This is a genomic window from Pseudomonas sp. L5B5, assembly GCF_020520285.1.
Taxonomy (GTDB): domain Bacteria; phylum Pseudomonadota; class Gammaproteobacteria; order Pseudomonadales; family Pseudomonadaceae; genus Aquipseudomonas.
In genome coordinates this window covers 3,002,848-3,019,780 of the sequence record NZ_CP084742.1, presented here as the reverse complement: position 1 = coordinate 3,019,780, position 16,933 = coordinate 3,002,848, and the positions used below count along the sequence as shown (strand labels likewise).

17 protein-coding genes are annotated in these 16,933 nt (G+C 63.8%); 6 read left to right on the top strand and 11 right to left on the bottom strand.

The annotated features are described in order from the left end of the window. Window positions 1-12: 12 nt before the first annotated feature. The 4 genes from LGQ10_RS13870 to LGQ10_RS13855 form a co-directional block, all read right to left on the bottom strand. Complete coding sequence (locus LGQ10_RS13870) at window positions 13-966, bottom strand: ornithine cyclodeaminase family protein (RefSeq protein WP_226525872.1); 954 nt, start codon at window positions 964-966, stop codon at window positions 13-15. A gap of 124 nt (window positions 967-1,090) precedes the next feature. Further along, the gene (gene rhlB / locus LGQ10_RS13865) at window positions 1,091-2,587 is read right to left on the bottom strand and encodes an ATP-dependent RNA helicase RhlB (protein WP_058436477.1); all 1,497 of its coding nucleotides are present in this window, start codon (window positions 2,585-2,587) and stop codon (window positions 1,091-1,093) included. A 97-nt stretch (window positions 2,588-2,684) separates the two neighbouring features. After that, complete coding sequence (locus LGQ10_RS13860; protein ID WP_058436476.1) at window positions 2,685-3,341, bottom strand: alpha/beta hydrolase; 657 nt, start codon at window positions 3,339-3,341, stop codon at window positions 2,685-2,687. Window positions 3,342-3,603: 262 nt separating this feature from the next. Continuing rightward, on the bottom strand, window positions 3,604-4,083 hold the full coding sequence (locus LGQ10_RS13855) for a type II toxin-antitoxin system MqsA family antitoxin (RefSeq protein ID WP_226525871.1): 480 nt from the start codon (window positions 4,081-4,083) through the stop codon (window positions 3,604-3,606). A gap of 144 nt (window positions 4,084-4,227) precedes the next feature. Between LGQ10_RS13855 and LGQ10_RS13850 the strand changes: the two genes are divergently transcribed. The 5 genes from LGQ10_RS13850 (at window position 4,228) to LGQ10_RS13830 (ending at window position 8,131) form a co-directional block, all read left to right on the top strand. Continuing rightward, a complete protein-coding gene (locus tag LGQ10_RS13850; RefSeq protein WP_226525870.1) occupies window positions 4,228-4,887 on the top strand; it encodes a FadR/GntR family transcriptional regulator in 660 nt (219 codons plus the stop codon). Window positions 4,888-4,901: 14 nt separating this feature from the next. Continuing rightward, on the top strand, window positions 4,902-6,173 hold the full coding sequence (locus tag LGQ10_RS13845) for a CynX/NimT family MFS transporter (protein WP_226525869.1): 1,272 nt from the start codon (window positions 4,902-4,904) through the stop codon (window positions 6,171-6,173). A 98-nt stretch (window positions 6,174-6,271) separates the two neighbouring features. Continuing rightward, the gene (locus LGQ10_RS13840; protein WP_226525868.1) at window positions 6,272-6,742 is read left to right on the top strand and encodes a nuclear transport factor 2 family protein; all 471 of its coding nucleotides are present in this window, start codon (window positions 6,272-6,274) and stop codon (window positions 6,740-6,742) included. Window positions 6,743-6,795: 53 nt separating this feature from the next. Then, window positions 6,796-7,107, top strand: coding sequence for a GIY-YIG nuclease family protein (locus LGQ10_RS13835; protein ID WP_058436471.1), 312 nt, complete (start codon window positions 6,796-6,798; stop codon window positions 7,105-7,107). 88 nt (window positions 7,108-7,195) lie between these two features. Further along, window positions 7,196-8,131: a glutathione S-transferase family protein gene (locus LGQ10_RS13830; RefSeq protein ID WP_226525867.1), complete on the top strand. Its 936-nt coding sequence runs from the start codon at window positions 7,196-7,198 to the stop codon at window positions 8,129-8,131. 16 nt (window positions 8,132-8,147) lie between these two features. On the opposite strand, the gene LGQ10_RS13825 is transcribed toward LGQ10_RS13830, so the two are convergent. Beyond that, window positions 8,148-8,501: a glutaredoxin family protein gene (locus tag LGQ10_RS13825; protein WP_058436469.1), complete on the bottom strand. Its 354-nt coding sequence runs from the start codon at window positions 8,499-8,501 to the stop codon at window positions 8,148-8,150. Then, on the bottom strand, window positions 8,501-9,505 hold the full coding sequence (gene yejK / locus LGQ10_RS13820; RefSeq protein ID WP_226525866.1) for a nucleoid-associated protein YejK: 1,005 nt from the start codon (window positions 9,503-9,505) through the stop codon (window positions 8,501-8,503). The genes LGQ10_RS13825 and yejK overlap by 1 nt, the downstream gene beginning before the upstream one ends. Window positions 9,506-9,899: 394 nt before the next feature. On the opposite strand from yejK, the gene LGQ10_RS13815 reads away from it, so the two are divergent. Then, the gene (locus LGQ10_RS13815) at window positions 9,900-10,181 is read left to right on the top strand and encodes an HU family DNA-binding protein (protein ID WP_022642462.1); all 282 of its coding nucleotides are present in this window, start codon (window positions 9,900-9,902) and stop codon (window positions 10,179-10,181) included. 93 nt (window positions 10,182-10,274) lie between these two features. Here the strand turns inward: LGQ10_RS13815 and rlmF are convergent, their stop codons facing one another. From rlmF to LGQ10_RS13790, 5 genes are all read right to left on the bottom strand, one after another. Then, on the bottom strand, window positions 10,275-11,300 hold the full coding sequence (gene rlmF / locus LGQ10_RS13810; protein ID WP_226525865.1) for a 23S rRNA (adenine(1618)-N(6))-methyltransferase RlmF: 1,026 nt from the start codon (window positions 11,298-11,300) through the stop codon (window positions 10,275-10,277). A gap of 154 nt (window positions 11,301-11,454) precedes the next feature. Further along, a complete protein-coding gene (locus tag LGQ10_RS13805) occupies window positions 11,455-14,301 on the bottom strand; it encodes a valine--tRNA ligase (RefSeq protein WP_226525864.1) in 2,847 nt (948 codons plus the stop codon). 112 nt (window positions 14,302-14,413) lie between these two features. Further along, window positions 14,414-14,872, bottom strand: a complete 459-nt coding sequence (locus tag LGQ10_RS13800) for a hypothetical protein (protein WP_058436467.1) — start codon at window positions 14,870-14,872, stop codon at window positions 14,414-14,416. A gap of 7 nt (window positions 14,873-14,879) precedes the next feature. After that, window positions 14,880-15,308 carry a DNA polymerase III subunit chi gene (locus tag LGQ10_RS13795; RefSeq protein ID WP_058436466.1) on the bottom strand — a complete coding sequence of 143 codons (429 nt, stop codon included), beginning with the start codon at window positions 15,306-15,308 and terminating at the stop codon, window positions 14,880-14,882. 60 nt (window positions 15,309-15,368) lie between these two features. Then, window positions 15,369-16,859 carry a leucyl aminopeptidase gene (locus tag LGQ10_RS13790; protein WP_058436465.1) on the bottom strand — a complete coding sequence of 497 codons (1,491 nt, stop codon included), beginning with the start codon at window positions 16,857-16,859 and terminating at the stop codon, window positions 15,369-15,371. Window positions 16,860-16,933: the final 74 nt, after the last annotated feature.

Sequence of the window (16,933 nt, the reverse complement as noted above, 5' to 3'; positions counted from 1 at the left end):
GGTGACAGGTGCTTATTGCTGGCGGCGCAAGTGGTACAGGGCGTTAGCCAGGGCGATGTCTTCCAGGCCCAGGCCGATGGAGCGGAAGAACACGTGGCGCTCGCCGCTGGGCAGTTGGGCCTGGCCACTGAGCAGTTCCGGCAGGTCACCGACAATCGCCCCACTGTCCCAGCCGTGCTGCTGGCTGGCGATCAGCATGTCGCCGGCCGCGCCCGGAGTGGTGCGGCGATAGTCGCAGTACACCTGCATCTCCGGCAAGGCGGCGGGCGGCACTTCGTGGGCCCGTGGTGCATTGGTGCTGATGGAGGTGATCAGCGCGGGCCGCTCGAGCTTGCGCGGATCGATCACCGGCCCGGCGGACGAGGTGCAAAGCAGGATCACGTCCGCTTGCTCCAGGGCCGCCTCGCACTGGTCGACGAGCGCCAGGCGCGGGTCGAGGGCTTGCAGGCGCGCGCGCTCTGCAGCAGACCGCTGCGCCAGGCTGGGGGAGTGCAGGCGGATGTCCTGCCAGGGGCGTAGGTCCTTGATGTAGTGCAGGTGGGCCAGGGCCACCGGGCCGCTGCCGATAATCGTCAGGCGCCGGACGCTAGGGCCGGCCAGGGCATCGACGGCCACTGCGGTGGTGGCTGCGGTACGAGCGATGGTCAGTTCTGCGGCGTCGCACAGCAACAGGGGCTGGCCGCTATCCATGGACATCAGCAGGGTCCAGGCGGTGACTAGCGGGCCTTGGGTACGCACGATGTAGGGAGAGGTCTTGACCCCGTAGACCCGGTCTTCGGCCAGCACGCCCTGGAAGTTGATGAAGTCCCCGGCGCCCTGGGGGAATTCCACCAGCTGTTGCGGCGGTTGCACGGCCAGCCCGGCGGCCAGGTCACGGAACAGCTTGCGCAGGATCTGGGGCACGTCGAGTTGTTCGAGCAACTGGCGGGCCTGGGGCTGGGCAATCACGAAAGGCATGCTGGACATGCGAGGGCTCCGTTTTTATAAACTTATTTGTCCATTATGGACTTTTAGTTTAATCGAGCAATATCCAGGCGAAAAAAAACGCAGCCCCAGGGCTGCGTCTTTGCTTGGCCAGGTCCGCTTGGACTCAGGCTTGAGGGCGCTTGCGCTCCACGGCGCGCAGCAGCTCGGTGGGCGGCATTTCGCAACTGATCTTGCGGCCCAGCAGTTCTTCGATCGCCGGCAACTGGTAGGAGTCGTCTTCACCGGCGAAGCTGATGGACACGCCGTCGGCGCCGGCCCGGCCAGTGCGGCCGATACGGTGCACGTAGTCGTCCGGGACTTCCGGCAGGGTGAAGTTGATCACGTGGCTGATGCCGTCGATGTGGATGCCGCGGCCGGCCACGTCAGTGGCCACCAGGACCCGGATCTTGCCTTCGCGGAAGCCTTCCAGGGTCTTGATTCGCTTGTGCTGTGGCACATCGCCGGACAGCTGGGCGGCGTTGACGCCATCGCGCACCAGGCGTTCCTCGATGCGTCGGACTTCGTCCTTGCGGTTGGCGAAGACCATCACCCGCTCCCAGCCATTGTCGTTCACCAGGTTGTACAGCAGCTTGTACTTGTCGGCGCCGGCCACGGCATAGATGTGCTGCTCGACGTTGGCGTTGGCGACGTTCTCGGCCTCGATCTCGACGATCGCAGGGTCGGTGGTCCATTGCTTGGCCAGGTTCATCACATCTTCGGTGAAGGTTGCGGAGAACAGCAGGGTCTGGCGTTCGCTCTTGGGCGGGGTCTGGCGAATGATCTGCCGCACCTGGGGGATGAAGCCCATGTCGAGCATGCGGTCGGCTTCGTCCAGCACCATCACCTCGACCATGTCCAGGTGCACGTCACCGCGCTGGTTGAAGTCCAGCAGGCGACCGGGAGTGGCCACCAGAATGTCGCAATGGCGCGCTTCGAGCTGCTTGAGCTGCTTGTCGAAATCCATGCCGCCGACGAAGGTCATCACGTTCAGGCCGGTGTACTTGGTCAGTGCCGCGGCGTCCTTGGCGATCTGCACCACCAGCTCCCGGGTCGGGGCGATGATCAGGGCCCGCGGTTCGCCCATGTAGCGTTCCTTGGGCGGCGGGGTCTGCAGCAACTGGGTGATGATCGAGACCAGGAATGCCGCGGTCTTGCCGGTACCGGTCTGGGCGCGGCCGATGGCGTCCTTGCCCGCCAGGGTGAAGCCCAGCACCTGGGCCTGGATCGGCGTGCAATAAGGAAAGCCCAGGTCCTGGATGGCGTGCATCAGTTCCGGCGAGAGCTTGAAGTCATGGAAGCGGGTCTTGCCTTCCTGGGGCTCGACCACGAAGTCTTCGAGTTTCCAGGTGCTGACCGGCGGTTTCGGCGCGCGTGGGCGACGTGGTTGTTCAGGTTTGGCTTGCTCGGCCCTGGGCTTCTCCTGGCGTGGTGCTTTGGGAGCGGCGGGGGCGGCCGGTGTGTTCACCGGTTCTTTTTTAGCTGCGGTAGCGGGTGCATTCCGTGGTGCCTGACGGCCGTCGATGCGGCTGCTGGAACTGGGGGAGGGGGCACTGGGGCTTGGCGCGAGCGGCTCAGCCTCGCTTTTACCGAAGATTTTCTTGAGTGCTTTGAGCACGGTCATCTCATCAATTGGTTAAGGAATGTACGCCGGCCAGTGTAATGCAAGAATCGGGCGCGGCGTAGTCTGTTGCTCGCAGGGGGCGCGGCAGGTGGTTTTTCTAGCGCAAGCGCTCGCTCAGCCAGGTGCCGATGTCGCGTATTTCCTCGGGCAGCACCTCATGTTCCATCGGGTATTCCCGCCAGGTCACGTTGACGTCGCGTTGCTTGAGATGTTCATAAGCGGTGCGGCCCATGGCGTTCTGCACCACTTCGTCGTACTGGCCGTGCAGCGCCAGCACCGGGATCCGTTGCTGGCTGGCCGACAGCTGCAGCTCGTCGCTGAACGTCGGGGCATAGGTGGACAGTGCAAGCACGCCTCCCAATGGGCCTTGCCATTTGAGGAAGGCGGTATGCAGCACCACCGCGCCGCCCTGGGAGAATCCGGCGAGGAAGATGCGCGAGGCATCGATGCCGCTGGTTCGTTGTTCCTCGATCAGGCGGATGACCTCGTCGGCCGACTCTTCGAGCTGTTCGCGGCTGATGGCACGGGCCGGGTTCATGGCCAGGATGTCGTACCAGCTGGGCATGGCATAACCACCATTGATGGTCACTGCACGGGTTGGCGCCTGGGGCAGCACGAAGCGGGTACTCAGCAGGGTTTCCTGCAGCGCCTCGGCCACGGGCAGGAAGTCGTAGCGATCGGCTCCCAGGCCGTGAAGCCAGATCACACAGGCATCCGCGGGCTTGCTGGGCTGAAGAATCAGGGGCTGGGTCATGGTTGCTCCAATGGGGTGCGTGCGCGTCGCCGGAGGCATGATCCAGGGGCGCGGCAAGTTGATCGGTGAGGGTGGAGCCAGGCAAGGCGCGGGACATTGCTCGCTGCCGGGACATCGGGCTGGCCTCATCCTAGGCGGCCAGGGCCACCGGTTGCTGGGGTAACACTAACAGGCTGGGGCCGACCTGGGGACAGTTGGTTGCTGCCATGTCCGGTTTATTCGGACTCGGCGAGGAAAGCACCCGGCCCCACGACCTGGTGCTTCAATTGCCTGTCGCTTGCAGTGCTGCGGGCGATCCGACGTCCTGAGCTGGCGGGACCGCTTCGGGCTGGCTCAGTTCGCGTATCAGCTCCATCAACTGTGGCTGATGATCCAGCAGGCGCATCAGCAGGTACAGCGGTTGCGGCGGGCTGACCTCCGCGCGCTCGTAGCGGGAAAACGCATTGTGCCCGCCGCCGGAAAGCAGCTTGACCGCTTCTTTCTGCGACAAGTGCAGTTTGCGGCGAATGCGTTTCATCTGTTGCGCCACGATCTGTCGGTAGTCTGCGATCAATTGGTCACCGGCCTTGGCATGACGCTCTGCACTCTGTGCATCGAACTCGGCTTCACCGCATACCTGGCATTCCCAACCAGACAAGTCCTGGAGTTCGTGCACCATGTGCCGGAAGTCGATGGTCTCGCTGCGCTGGCTGAACGGGTGCATGCCGTTCGGGGCACCACAACTGGAGCATTGTCGTTTCATGTTTCCCTCTCCTTGAGGGTTTTTTGTCAAGGCGCTGATGAAGGCAAAAGTGCCAGTCCCAGACTTAAAGCGTTGAACTCCGAGAAAACCCTGAATACCATGTCGGATAATTCATCCAATGATTGGATGATATGAGTGAATGCCATGAGTGAAATGTCCCCTTTGATCAAGCGCTCCCTGGTCGACCAGGCCCTGGAGCAACTGCGCCTGCGAATCACCCAGGGCGCCTGGACGATCGGCCAGCGCCTGCCCACCGAGCCGGAACTGGCTGCCGAACTGGGGATCAGCCGCAACACCGTGCGCGAGGCGATGCGGGTCCTGGCCTTTTCCGGGTTGATCGAGATCCGTCAGGGCGACGGTAGCTACCTGCGGGCCGTCGCCGATCCCCTGGACATGCTCCAGGCCTTGGCGCAGTGCTCCCTGGAGCAGGCGCGGGAAACCCGGCAGATCCTCGAAGTGGAAGCGGTCGGCCTGGCGGCGCTGCGCCGCACCGAACAGGACCTGCAAGAGCTGAAGGTCGCCCTGCGTGACAGCGGCGGCCACTTCCATGGCGACCTGGAGTGCTACATCGCCTGCGACCTGGTGTTTCACCAACGTCTGGTGGATGCCGCGCACAATCCGACCCTCAGCCAGCTGTACCGCTATTTCTCCAGCGTGGTCGGGGCCCAGTTGCGCCAGACCCTGACCCTCAGCCCGGGCCGCCAGGACGTCTTCGACCTGCACCAGCATTTGCTCGATGCCATCGAGCAAGGCGACCCCGAGAGGGCCAAGCGCATTTCCCTCCAGCTGATCAACGAATCCTGAAGCCGAGATCGACCATGTCCAACCACCAGGCACCTGCCCACACCACACCGCCCCCGGAACTGCTGATCGACGCCGAGGCCGACGACGAAGAAGTGCAACAGGCGCCTCCTGCGTTGCATCGGCCCTGGCTGTTGCTGCTGGGGTTGATCCTGGTGGCCCTGAACCTGCGCCCTGCGTTGTCGAGCATGGCGCCACTGCTCAGTGACGTGTCGCAGCACTTGGGCTTGTCCGCAGCCAAGGCCGGCCTGCTGACCACCTTGCCGGTGTTGTGCCTGGGGTTGTTCGCACCACTGGCTCCCATACTGGCCCGGCGTTTCGGCGCCGAGCGGGTGGTGCTGGGGATCTTGCTGACCCTGGCCCTGGGCATTGTGCTGCGCAGTTCCTTCGGTGAGTCCGGGCTGTTTGCCGGGAGCATCCTGGCGGGGGCCAGCATCGGTGTGATCGGCGTGCTGCTGCCGGGTATCGTCAAGCGCGATTTCGCTCGCCACGCCGGGACCATGACCGGGGTCTACACCATGGCCCTGTGCCTGGGGGCCGCCATGGCGGCCGGGGCCAGCGTGCCCCTGAGCCATGCCCTCGGCGAGAGCTGGGCCATGGGCCTGGGTTTCTGGGTGGTGCCGGCGCTGGTAGCGGGGCTGTTCTGGCTGCCCCAGGTCGGGCAGAAGCACGGTGCCCATCATGTGGCCTTTCGCGTCCGTGGTTTGCTGCGTGATCGCCTGGCCTGGCAGGTGACCCTGTACATGGGCCTGCAGTCTTCCCTGGCCTATATCGTGTTCGGCTGGCTGCCGTCGATCCTGATCGGCCGCGGGCTGAGCCCGACCCAGGCGGGCCTGGTGCTGTCGGGCTCGGTGATCGTGCAACTGGTCAGTTCCCTGGCCGCCCCCTGGCTGGCGACTCGGGGCAGGGACCAGCGCCTGGCCATCGTGATCGTCATGCTGATGACCCTGGGTGGCCTGTTCGGTTGCCTGTACGCGCCGCTGGATGGCCTGTGGGGCTGGGCGATCCTGCTGGGCCTGGGGCAGGGTGGCACGTTCAGCCTGGCCCTGACCCTGATCGTGCTGCGCTCGCGCGATACCCACGTGGCGGCCAACCTGTCGAGTATGGCTCAGGGGATCGGTTACACCCTGGCATCCATGGGGCCGTTCGCGGTAGGCCTGGTGCACGACTGGACCGGTGGCTGGAACGCGGTGGGCTGGATCTTCGCGGTGCTGGGGGGCGGTGCGATCATCGCGGGCCTGGGCGCCGGTCGCGCGCTGTACGTGCAAGTACAGAGCGAAAGGATCTGAAGGGGCTCACTACCGGTATTTGCACGGTAAATGCCGGTAGTGTTCCAGCAGGTTGCGGATTATCGTGCTGGCACTGTCCACCCTTGCGGAGTCCTTTCATGAGTGATGCCCATCGCGCCCTGATCAGCGAGTTCTACCAGGCCTTCCAGCGCCTGGATGCCGAGGCCATGAGCGCCTGCTATACCGAGGACGTGGTGTTCAGCGATCCTGCGTTCGGCGAGTTGCGTGGGCGTGAGGCCGGTGACATGTGGCGCATGCTGGTCTCGCGGGCCAAGGACTTTTCCCTGACCTTCGACCAGGTGCGCGCCGACGAGCGCAGTGGCAGTGCGCGCTGGGTGGCCACCTACCTGTTCAGCCAGACCGGCAACACGGTGGTCAATGATATCCAGGCGCGTTTCGTGTTTCGCGACGGCAAGATCTGCGAACACCACGATCATTTCTCCATGTGGCGCTGGGCGCGCCAGGCCCTGGGGGCCAAGGGCCTGCTGCTGGGCTGGACGCCACTGGTGAAGAATGCCGTTCGCACCCAGGCACGCAAGGGCCTGAAGGCATTCCAGAACGGTCGCTGAAAGCCATCCTCTGCTAAGATCGCGGCTTGTCATCCACAAGCCCGATACCTTTCGTGACCAGTCCTGCCTTGTCCTCCAGCGCCGTGTCGGTGCCAGCCAGCAAACCCTGGTTCGTCTACCTGGTGCGAGCGGCCAATGGTGCCTTGTACTGCGGTATCAGCGACGACCCGCAACGACGTTTTGCCAAGCACCAGAGTGGCAAGGGTGCGCGGTTCTTTCTTTCCAGCCCGGCCGTCGCGCTGGTGTATACCGAGGCTTGCCGCGACAGGAGCGAGGCCTTGCGCCAGGAGCGCCTGATCAAGAAGCTCAAGAAGAGCGCCAAGGAGTGCCTGGTGGCGAGTGCAGTATCACTACCATCAGCCTGACTGATGGCGGGTCATCAGGCCGGGCCGGTAGGCTGCCTGCCGATTGCGCGCTAAGCTCAAGTCTCTTTTTCTCATGGCGGAGCCTGGTATGTCAGAGCTGATCCTTCATCACTACTCCACCTCACCCTTTGCGGAGAAAGCCCGCTTGCTGCTGGGCTTCAAGGGCCTGTCCTGGCGCTCGGTGAAGATCGCCCCGGTGATGCCCAAGCCCGACCTGACCGCATTGACAGGCGGCTATCGCAAGACCCCGGTCCTGCAGATCGGTGCCGATATCTATTGCGACACGGCAATGATTGCCCGACGCCTGGAGCAGGAAAAAGCCAGCCCCGCGCTGTTTCCCGAAGGCCAGGAGCTGACCAGCGCAACCTTCGCTGCCTGGGCCGATTCGACGGTGTTCCAGCATGCGGTGACCCTGGTGTTCCAGCCTGAATCGGCTGCGGTGCGCTTTGGCAAGCTGCCGCCGGAGGCGGTCAAGGCGTTCATGGCCGACCGTGCCGGGCTGTTCAGTGGCGGCAGTGCCCGCCGGGTGCCGCTGGAGCAGGCCAAGCACCAGTGGCCGACCTTCATGGCACGCCTGGAGCAGCAGTTGCAGCGCGAGCCGGGGGACTTCCTGTTTGGCCAGCCGTCGATCGCCGACATCGCCATGGCCCACCCCCTGTGGTTCCTCAAGGGCACCCCGGTGACTGCGCCGCTGGTGGACGACTACCCGGCTGTGGCCGCCTGGCTGGCTCGGGTACTGGGCTTTGGCCACGGTGCCTGCAGCGAGATGAGTGCAGAGGAGGCCCTGGAGGTTGCGCGCAGTGCAACTCCGGCACCGCTGCCCCAGGAGGCGTTCGTTGATCCCAACGGTTTCAAGGCAGGCCAGCTGGTGGTGATTGCCGCGACCGACTATGGGGTCGACCCGGTGGCCGGGGAGTTGCTGTTTGCCGGGAGCGAGGAGTTGATTCTGCGCCGCGAGGACCCACGTGCCGGCGTGGTGCATGTGCACTTTCCGCGCCTGGGATTCGGCCTCCAGGCCCAGTGACCTGCGCCGGTGGCCGCTACCTGGGCAGGGCGGCCATGATGGCTTCGGGATCGTAGGTGCGGATCAGGGTGCCGTTCACGTCCAGGATCGGAATCCCGGCACCGCCCAGGGCGGTATAGGCCTGGCGTGCCGCGGCGTCTTTCTCGATATCGAACTCCTGGAAGGGGATGCCCTTCTGGTCGAGAAATCGCCGGGTGGCCTTGCAGTAGCCGCACCAGTCGGTGGCGTACAGCACCACTCGGGCCTGGCTGCGGGTGGTCTCGGAAATCGCCGCAGCAGGATCGAACAGGCGCTCGATCTTGCCCCAGTGCTGGTAGATCACGACCACCAGCAGAATCAGCAGGAACTTCTTCAAGACCCCCTGGAGCATCAGTTGCGGCGCTTGAGCTGGTCAGTCAGTTGGGTAGGCAGGCCCTTGATGATCAGGGTCCCGGCCTCTTCGTCGTACTCGATCTTGGAGCCCAGCAGGTGGGCTTCGAAGCTGATGGACAGGCCTTCGGCGCGCCCGGTGAAGCGGCGGAACTGGTTGAGGGTGCGCTTGTCTGCCGGGATTTCCGGCGACAGGCCATAGTCCTTGTTGCGGATATGGTCGTAGAACGCCTTGGGACGGTCTTCGTCGATCAGTTCCGAGAGTTCTTCAAGGCCCATCGGCTCGCCGAGCTTGGCCTGGCTGCTGGCGTAGTCCACCAGGGTCTTGGTCTTCTCCCGGGCCGAGTCCTCCGGCAGGTCTTCGCTTTCGACGAAATCACTAAAGGCCTTGAGCAGGGTGCGGGTCTCGCCGGGGCCGTCGACGCCCTCCTGGCAGCCGATGAAATCGCGGAAGTACTCCGAGACCTTCTTGCCGTTCTTGCCCTTGATGAAGGAGATGTACTGCTTGGACTGCTTGTTGTTCTGCCATTCGGAGACGTTGATCCGCGCCGCCAGGTGCAGTTGGCCCAGGTCCAGGTGCCGGGAAGGGGTCACGTCCAGCTGGTCGGTCACCGCCACGCCTTCGCTGTGGTGCAGCAGGGCGATGGCCAGGTAGTCGGTCATGCCCTGTTGATAGTGGGCGAACAGCACGTGTCCACCCACCGACAGGTTGGACTCTTCCATCAGCTTCTGCAGGTGTTCCACCGCTACCCGGCTGAAAGCGGTGAAATCCTGGGCGCCATCCAGGTATTCCTTCAACCAGCCACTGAAGGGGAAGGCACCGGATTCGGGATGAAACAGGCCCCAGGCTTTGCCCTGTTTGGCGTTATAGCTTTCATTGAGGTCGGCGAGCATGTTTTCGATGGCCGCGGACTCTGCCAGCTCCGAGTCGCGGGCGTGCAGGACGGCGGGGCTGCCGTCGGGTTTCTTGTCGATCAGGTGGACGATGCAATGACGGATCGGCATGGGCTTCTCGGCTGATTGAAGGGGGAGGGCGGACTCCCCGAAAAAGTGCCCAGTGTACCGCACCCATTGGATTTGGCGCGGTTTGCCGGGCGATGAACGGCTTGTCCTGGAGGCTTATGCAGTTTTTTACCGATTTAGAGCAATAAAGCTGACCAAATGGCTAGGTAGAGGCGGATATTTCCCCGTCCGTGTGCTAGTTTTGCCCCGTCTTACGCGGTGTCTCTGCGTTAAGCGTGCAGTCAGCATTTGTCGGGTCGAACCAAACCCAGATTTCGGTATCTATAACCCCGATCCGTCGTGGTTGTATCCGGGGTGCCAGATCCACGAGATCTGGCTCGATGGCTGACACTGCACTCTGCAATCCAAATGAATTTGATAGGGAAGGAACACCATAATGGCTATTACTAAAGACCAACTGATCGCTGATATCGCTGAAGCTATCGACGCGCCGAAAACCACCGCGCGTAACGCCCTGGATCAACTGGCCCAGATCGTTGCTGATCAATTGGAAAATGGCGGCGAAATCACTCTGCCAGGTATCGGCAAACTGAAAGTGACCGAGCGTCCTGCCCGTACTGGCCGTAACCCATCGACTGGCGCTGCCATCGAAATCGCTGCCAAGAAAGTGATCAAGCTGGTTGTGGCCAAAGGCCTGACCGACGCTATCAACAAGTAATACTTGCAGTGAAACCGTGCTCAGAGTCTTCCGGGCACGGTTTGTGTGAAACCGGTTCACGCAAGGTGAATCGTCGCCGATCCCCCCGCTTCCTCAGTTCCTCCCTCCCCAGCGCTCCTGACCCCAGGCGTGTTGCTGCGCCTTGTCCTTGAAGGTCCAGGCGACGAAGCGACTCTGTTTCTGTCCCTGGGACATCTCGACCACCCGACTTTCCAGGACGCCGGCCTTTTGCAGCGCACTGTCGATCGCCGGCAGGTTCGATGCCTTGGATACCAGGGTGCTGAACCACAGCACTTGCTGGCCGACGCTGGCGCTTTCGCTGATCAACTGGCTGACGAAACGAATCTCTCCGCCCTCGCACCACAGTTCCCTGGCCTGGCCGCCGAAGTTCAGGACCGGCAGCTTGCGCTTGGGGTCGGCCTTGCCCAGGGCCCGCCATTTGCGCTGGCTGCCACGGGTGGCCTCTTCCAGTGAGGAATGGAAGGGCGGGTTGCACAGGGTCAGGTCGAAACGCTCGGCGCTGTCGAGCAGGCCGCTGAGGATCTGCTTCGGATTGCCCTGCTGGCGCAGGCTGATGGCCTTGTTCAAGCCATTGGCCTGGACGATGGCCCTGGCCGCCGCCAGGGCGGTGGTGTCGATGTCCGAGCCCAGAAAGTGCCAGCGATAGTCGCTGTAGCCGATCAGCGGGTAGATGCAGTTGGCGCCGACGCCGACGTCCAGCACCCGCACGGCTGCGCCACGGGGGATCTGGCCCTGGTTGTGGCTGGCCAGCAGGTCGGCGAGAAAGTGCACGTAGTCGGCGCGGCCCGGCACCGGTGGGCAGAGGAAGTCTGCCGGAATGTCCCAGTGGGCGATGCCGTAGAACGCCTTGAGCAGGGCGCGATTGAACACGCGCACGGCGGCCGGATCGGCGAAGTCGATGCTTTCCTTGCCGTAGGGGTTGAGGATCACGAACTGGCCCAGCTCCGGAGTGCCCTTGATCAGTTGCGGGAAGTCATAGCGCCCCTGGTGACGGTTGCGCGGGTGCAGGCTGGCCTTTTCCCGGGGCGCGGCGGCCTTGGCTGGGGTGGCAGGCTTGGGCTTCTTGCGCGGCGGCTTGGGGGTGTTGGGGGCGGTCATGGAAAAATGGCTACGGGGCTGGCTCAAATGGGTGGGCATTGTCACACAAGAGCAGCAGCAAGTTTCAAGCGGTGAGCGACAAGAGAGGGCCGGACAAGCGCCATAAAAAAGGGAGGCCCTGTGGGCCTCCCTGTTTGCCTTGCGCTGATCGCCGTTACAGGCTGGAGATTCGCGCGTGCTGCTCGGCCAGCTTGCCCAGGGCCTGTTCGGCCTCGGCCAGCTTGGCACGTTCCTTCTCGATCACTTCGGCAGGGGCCTTGTCGACGAAGGAGGCGTTGGACAGCTTGCCGCCCACGCGCTGCACTTCGCCTTGCAGGCGCTGGATTTCCTTGTCCAGGCGCGCCAGTTCGGCGCCCTTGTCGATCAGGCCGGCCATCGGCACCAGCACTTCCATCTCGCCGACCAGGGCGGTGGCCGACAGTGGGGCTTCATCGTCGGCACCCAGTACGGTGATGGACTCGAGCTTGGCCAGCTTCTTCAGCAGGGCTTCGTTCTCGGCCAGGCGGCGCTGGTCTTCGGTGCTGGCGTTCTTGAGGAACAGGGCCAGGGGTTTGCCCGGGCCGATGTTCATTTCCGCACGGATGTTACGGGTGCCGAGCATCAGGCCCTTGAGCCATTCGATGTCGTCTTCGGCGGCCTGGTCGATGCGTGCCTCGACGGCCACCGGCCATGGTTGCAGCATGATGGTCTTGCCCGTGCTGCCTGCCAGCGGCGCCAGGCGCTGCCAGATTTCCTCGGTGATGAACGGCATGAACGGATGGGCCAGGCGCAAGGCGACTTCCAGCACGCGCACCAGGGTGCGACGGGTGCCGCGCTGGCGTTCGACCGGCGAGTTCTCGTCCCACAGCACAGGCTTGGACAGCTCCAGGTACCAGTCGCAGTACTGGTTCCAGATGAACTCGTACAGGGCCTGGGCGGCCAGGTCGAAACGGAACTGATCGAGCTGGCGAGTGACCTCGGCTTCGGTGCGCTGCAGTTGCGAGATGATCCAGCGGTCCGCCAGGGAAAGCTCGTAGGCCTCGCCGTTCTGGCCGCAGTCCTCGCCCTTGTCCAGCACGTAGCGTGCGGCGTTCCAGATCTTGTTGCAGAAGTTGCGGTAACCCTCGACGCGCCCCATGTCGAACTTGATGTCGCGGCCGGTGGTGGCCAGGGAGCAGAAGGTGAAGCGCAGGGCATCGGTGCCGTAGCTGGCGATACCGTCGGCGAATTCGGCGCGAGTCTGCTTCTCGATGGCTTTCTGCAGTTTTGGCTGCATCAGGCCGGTGGTGCGTTTCTGCACCAGGGTCTCGAGGTCGATGCCGTCGATGATGTCCAGCGGGTCGAGGACGTTGCCCTTGGACTTGGACATCTTCTGGCCCTGGCCGTCGCGGACCAGGCCGTGCACGTAGACGGTCTTGAACGGAACCTGCGGCGTGCCATCCTCGTTCTTCACCAGGTGCATGGTGAGCATGATCATCCGGGCGACCCAGAAGAAAATGATATCGAAGCCGGTCACCAGCACGTCGGTGGGGTGGAAGGTCTTGAGGAAGTCGGTCTGCTCCGGCCAGCCCAGGGTGGAGAACGTCCACAGCCCCGAGCTGAACCAGGTGTCGAGCACGTCGTTGTCCTGCTGCAGGGCAACGTCCGGGCCGAGGTTGTGCTTGGCGCGTACTTCGGCTTCGTCGCGACCGACATAGACCTTGCCGGACTCGTCGTACCAGGCTGGAATACGATGGCCCCACCACAGCTGGCGGCTGATGCACCAGTCCTGGATGTCGCGCATCCAGGAGAAGTACATGTTTTCGTACTGCTTGGGCACGAAGGCAATGCGGCCGTCTTCCACGGCCGCGATGGCAGGTTCTGCCAGGGGCTTGGTGGAGACGTACCACTGGTCGGTCAGCCAAGGCTCGATGACGGTGCCGGAACGGTCGCCCTTGGGCACTTTCAGCGCGTGGTCGTCGACGCTCACCAGCAGGCCGGCGGCGTCGAACGCGGCCACGATCTGCTTGCGTGCTTCGAAGCGGTCCAGACCGACGTATTGGCTCGGGATCGTGCCGTCGACGCTGTCGTTCAGGCTGCCATCCAGGTTGAATACCTGGCAGGCCGGCAGTACGGCGGCGTTCTTGTCGAAGATGTTGAGCAGCGGCAGGTTGTGGCGCTTGCCGACTTCATAGTCGTTGAAGTCGTGGGCCGGGGTGATCTTCACGCAGCCGGTGCCGAATTCGGGGTCGCAGTAGTCGTCGGCGATGATCGGGATGCGGCGGCCCACCAGGGGCAGCTCGACGAACTGGCCGATCAGGGCCTTGTAGCGCTCGTCTTCGGGGTGCACCGCGACGGCGGAGTCGCCGAGCATGGTTTCCGGGCGGGTGGTGGCGACGATCAGGTAGTCGTTGCCTTCAGCGGTCTTGGCGCCGTCGGCCAGCGGGTACTTGAGGTTCCACAGGAAACCCTTCTCGTCGTGGTTTTCCACTTCGAGGTCGGAAATAGCCGTGTGCAGCTTGGTGTCCCAGTTGACCAGGCGCTTGCCGCGGTAGATCAGGCCGTCTTCGTGCAGGCGCACGAAGGCTTCCTTCACCGCTTCCGAGAGGCCGTCGTCCATGGTGAAGCGCTCGCGGCTCCAGTCCACGGAGGAGCCCAGGCGGCGGATCTGGCGGCTGATGTTGCCACCGGACTGATCCTTCCATTCCCAGACCTTCTCGAGGAATTTTTCCCGGCCCAGGTCGTGGCGATTCTGGCCCTGGGCTTCGATCTGGCGCTCCACCAGCATTTGCGTGGCGATGCCGGCGTGGTCGGTGCCAGGCTGCCACAAGGTGTTGCGGCCCTGCATGCGGCGGAAACGGATCAGGGCGTCCATGATCGCGTTGTTGAAGCCGTGGCCCATGTGCAGGCTGCCGGTGACGTTCGGCGGCGGGATCATGATGGTGTAGGAATCGCCCGCGCCTTGCGGGGCGAAGTAGTTCTCGGACTCCCAGGTCTGGTACCAGGAAGTTTCAATGGCGTGCGGCTGGTAGGTCTTATCCATGCGCGGCGGGACCCTATTGGCATTTATTCAGGAAAAGCCGGCAAGTATAGCGGAGGGGGGCTGCTGCAAGCCACAAGCGGCAAGAGGGCCATGCCCGGCTTTTGCTTGTGGCTTATGGTTTGCCGCTGGTCGCTGCCGCGAGCAGGCGCTCCAGGCGGGCGTCGAGTCGGCGCTTGATCTCGGTCTCGATGTGCGGGGCGAAGTCGTCGATCACGTCTTGCATGATCAATTGCGCCGCGGCGCGCAGTTCGCTGTCCAGGTGGAGCAGGGCGTCGGCCTGGTTGTCGGCGTCGGCTGGCTTGGCGCTGGCGACCGGTTTTTGAGGTGGCGCTGGCACAGGTTCGGGGCTTGCGGCCGGCACCTGGGGTCTGGCTGGCGCTGCGGGTTCTACTGGCGTGGCTGCGGACTGCTGGTTGCCCACCATGTCGAACAGCAGGGGAATCTGTCCTTCGCCGGTGACGGTTTCGGTCAGCAGCGGCGGTTGCAGGTTTTCATCGCCGAGCAGCTGGCGGATCGACTCGAGGTCGTCCAGCAGGTGCGCGGACTTTGGTCGTGGGTTGGGGGTGTCCATCGGGTGCTCAGAGTCTTTGTAAGCGGTGATCTTGCAGAGGATAGCCCTGTTCGCGATAGAAACGGAAACTCTCGCGGGCAGCCTGACGAATAGCGGGGTCTTCCACCACCACCTCGGCAATCCGGGCAAAACTCGAAGCAAAGGCGGGAACCTTCAGGTCCAGGTTCACCAGCAGGTCGTTGTGTTCGCCGCAGTCCTGGCCCAGTCCGAGGACGATCAAGCCTTCGGGTTCGTTTTCGACGGGACCGTGGGGGACGAAGGTTTCACCCTTGAAGCGCCACAGGCGGGCATCGAGCTCGTCCCGTTGGGCGGCATCGCTGCAATGCAGGTAGATGCGGTGGCCCATGCGCCAGGCCTTGTCCGTGAGTTTGCAGGCGAAGTCCAGGCGTGCTGCCGGGTCTGCGCTGGGGAGGATATAAAAGTCGACTTTGGTCATCGGGGTTCCTGAGCCGAGGAGGGCGCGACGGTCAAGCCGCGCCCTCCAGGGTCATGGTTTTCAGGCTTTGGCGCGGTCCAGCAGGTATTGGGTCAGCAGGGGCACGGGGCGGCCGGTGGCGCCCTTGTCCTTGCCGCCGCTGGTCCAGGCGGTGCCGGCGATGTCCAGGTGTGCCCAGTTCATGTTCTTGGTGAAGCGAGACAGGAAGCAGGCGGCGGTGATGGTGCCGGCCTTCGGCCCGCCGATGTTGGCGATGTCGGCGAACGGGCTGTCCAGTTGCTCCTGGTATTCATCGAACAGCGGCAGTTGCCAGGCGCGGTCGTCGGCTTGCTGGCCGGCGCTGAGCAGTTGGCCGATCAGTTCGTCGTTGTTGCCCAGCAGGCCCGAGGTGTGGGCGCCCAGGGCCACCACGCAAGCGCCGGTCAGGGTGGCGATGTCGATCACGGCCTGGGGCTTGAAGCGCTCGGCGTAGGTCAGTGCATCGCACAGCACCAGGCGGCCTTCGGCGTCGGTGTTGAGGATTTCCACGGTCTGGCCGCTCATGGTGGTGACGATGTCGCCAGGACGCGAGGCGCCGCCGCTGGGCATGTTCTCGGCGCAGGCCAGGATGCACACCAGGTTGATCGGCAGCTTGAGTTCCAGTACCGCGCGCAGGGTGCCGAAGACACTGGCGGCGCCGCCCATGTCGTATTTCATCTCATCCATGCCGGCACCGGGCTTGAGGCTGATGCCGCCGGTGTCGAAGGTGATGCCCTTGCCTACCAGGGCGAATGGCTTGTCGGACTTCTTGCCGCCGTTGTACTGCATGACGATCAGGCGTGGCGGCTGCTCGCTGCCCTGGCCTACGGCGTAGAACGAGCCCATGCCCAGTTCCTTGATCTTCTTCTCGTCGAAGACCTCGACCTTCAGTCCCTTGAACTCCTTGCCCAGGGCCTTGGCTTGTTCGCCGAGGAAGCTTGGGTGGCAGATGTTCGGTGGCAGGTTGCCCAGGTCCCGGGTGAAGGCCATGCCGTTGGCGATGGCCTGGGCGTGGGTCACGGCACGCTCCACTTCAGCCTGGGCGGCCTTGATGGTCAGCAGGGTGATCTTTTTCAGTGGGCGGGCTTCGGCTTTCTGGCTCTTGTAGCGATCGAAGACGTAGCCCCCATCCACCAGGGTTTCAGCCAGCAGGCGGGTCTTGCCGTAGCTGTCGCGGCCCTTCACCGCGACCTCGTCCAGAGCCAGCACGGCGTCGCTGCCGCCCAGGCCCTTGAGGGTACCCAGTACGCCACTGATGATCTTGCGAAACGGGCGGTCGCCCAATTCGTCGTCCTTGCCCACGCCCACCAGCAGCAGGCGCTCGGCCTTGAGCTTGGCCACGCCATGCAGCAGCAGGCTCTGGCCGATCTTGCCGGCCAGGTCGCCGCGCTTGAGGACGGCGCTGATGGCGCCATCGCTGAGTTCGTCGAGTTGCTTGGCGACGTTGCCGAGTTTGCGGCCTTCGCCGACGGCGACCACCAGGGTGGCGGTCTTCAACGTTTCCGGGCTAACGCTTTTTACAACCAGTTCCATGTCCGGGTCCCTGAATGAATGGTCAAAGCGCGCAGGAAAGACTCCAGCGCGGGGCTTATCTATATAGATGAAGG

What these genes read in the sequence shown, in the direction of transcription:
- LGQ10_RS13870 (WP_226525872.1), bottom strand. Translation starts at nt 966, where the DNA reads ATGTCCAGCATGCCTTTCGTGATTGCCCAGCCCCAGGCCCGCCAGTTG.
- rhlB (WP_058436477.1), bottom strand. Translation starts at nt 2,587, where the DNA reads ATGACCGTGCTCAAAGCACTCAAGAAAATCTTCGGTAAAAGCGAGGCT.
- LGQ10_RS13860 (WP_058436476.1), bottom strand. Translation starts at nt 3,341, where the DNA reads ATGACCCAGCCCCTGATTCTTCAGCCCAGCAAGCCCGCGGATGCCTGT.
- LGQ10_RS13855 (WP_226525871.1), bottom strand. Translation starts at nt 4,083, where the DNA reads ATGAAACGACAATGCTCCAGTTGTGGTGCCCCGAACGGCATGCACCCG.
- LGQ10_RS13850 (WP_226525870.1), top strand. Translation starts at nt 4,228, where the DNA reads ATGAGTGAAATGTCCCCTTTGATCAAGCGCTCCCTGGTCGACCAGGCC.
- LGQ10_RS13845 (WP_226525869.1), top strand. Translation starts at nt 4,902, where the DNA reads ATGTCCAACCACCAGGCACCTGCCCACACCACACCGCCCCCGGAACTG.
- LGQ10_RS13840 (WP_226525868.1), top strand. Translation starts at nt 6,272, where the DNA reads ATGAGTGATGCCCATCGCGCCCTGATCAGCGAGTTCTACCAGGCCTTC.
- LGQ10_RS13830 (WP_226525867.1), top strand. Translation starts at nt 7,196, where the DNA reads ATGTCAGAGCTGATCCTTCATCACTACTCCACCTCACCCTTTGCGGAG.
- LGQ10_RS13825 (WP_058436469.1), bottom strand. Translation starts at nt 8,501, where the DNA reads ATGCTCCAGGGGGTCTTGAAGAAGTTCCTGCTGATTCTGCTGGTGGTC.
- yejK (WP_226525866.1), bottom strand. Translation starts at nt 9,505, where the DNA reads ATGCCGATCCGTCATTGCATCGTCCACCTGATCGACAAGAAACCCGAC.
- LGQ10_RS13815 (WP_022642462.1), top strand. Translation starts at nt 9,900, where the DNA reads ATGGCTATTACTAAAGACCAACTGATCGCTGATATCGCTGAAGCTATC.
- rlmF (WP_226525865.1), bottom strand. Translation starts at nt 11,300, where the DNA reads ATGACCGCCCCCAACACCCCCAAGCCGCCGCGCAAGAAGCCCAAGCCT.
- LGQ10_RS13805 (WP_226525864.1), bottom strand. Translation starts at nt 14,301, where the DNA reads ATGGATAAGACCTACCAGCCGCACGCCATTGAAACTTCCTGGTACCAG.
- LGQ10_RS13800 (WP_058436467.1), bottom strand. Translation starts at nt 14,872, where the DNA reads ATGGACACCCCCAACCCACGACCAAAGTCCGCGCACCTGCTGGACGAC.
- LGQ10_RS13795 (WP_058436466.1), bottom strand. Translation starts at nt 15,308, where the DNA reads ATGACCAAAGTCGACTTTTATATCCTCCCCAGCGCAGACCCGGCAGCA.
- LGQ10_RS13790 (WP_058436465.1), bottom strand. Translation starts at nt 16,859, where the DNA reads ATGGAACTGGTTGTAAAAAGCGTTAGCCCGGAAACGTTGAAGACCGCC.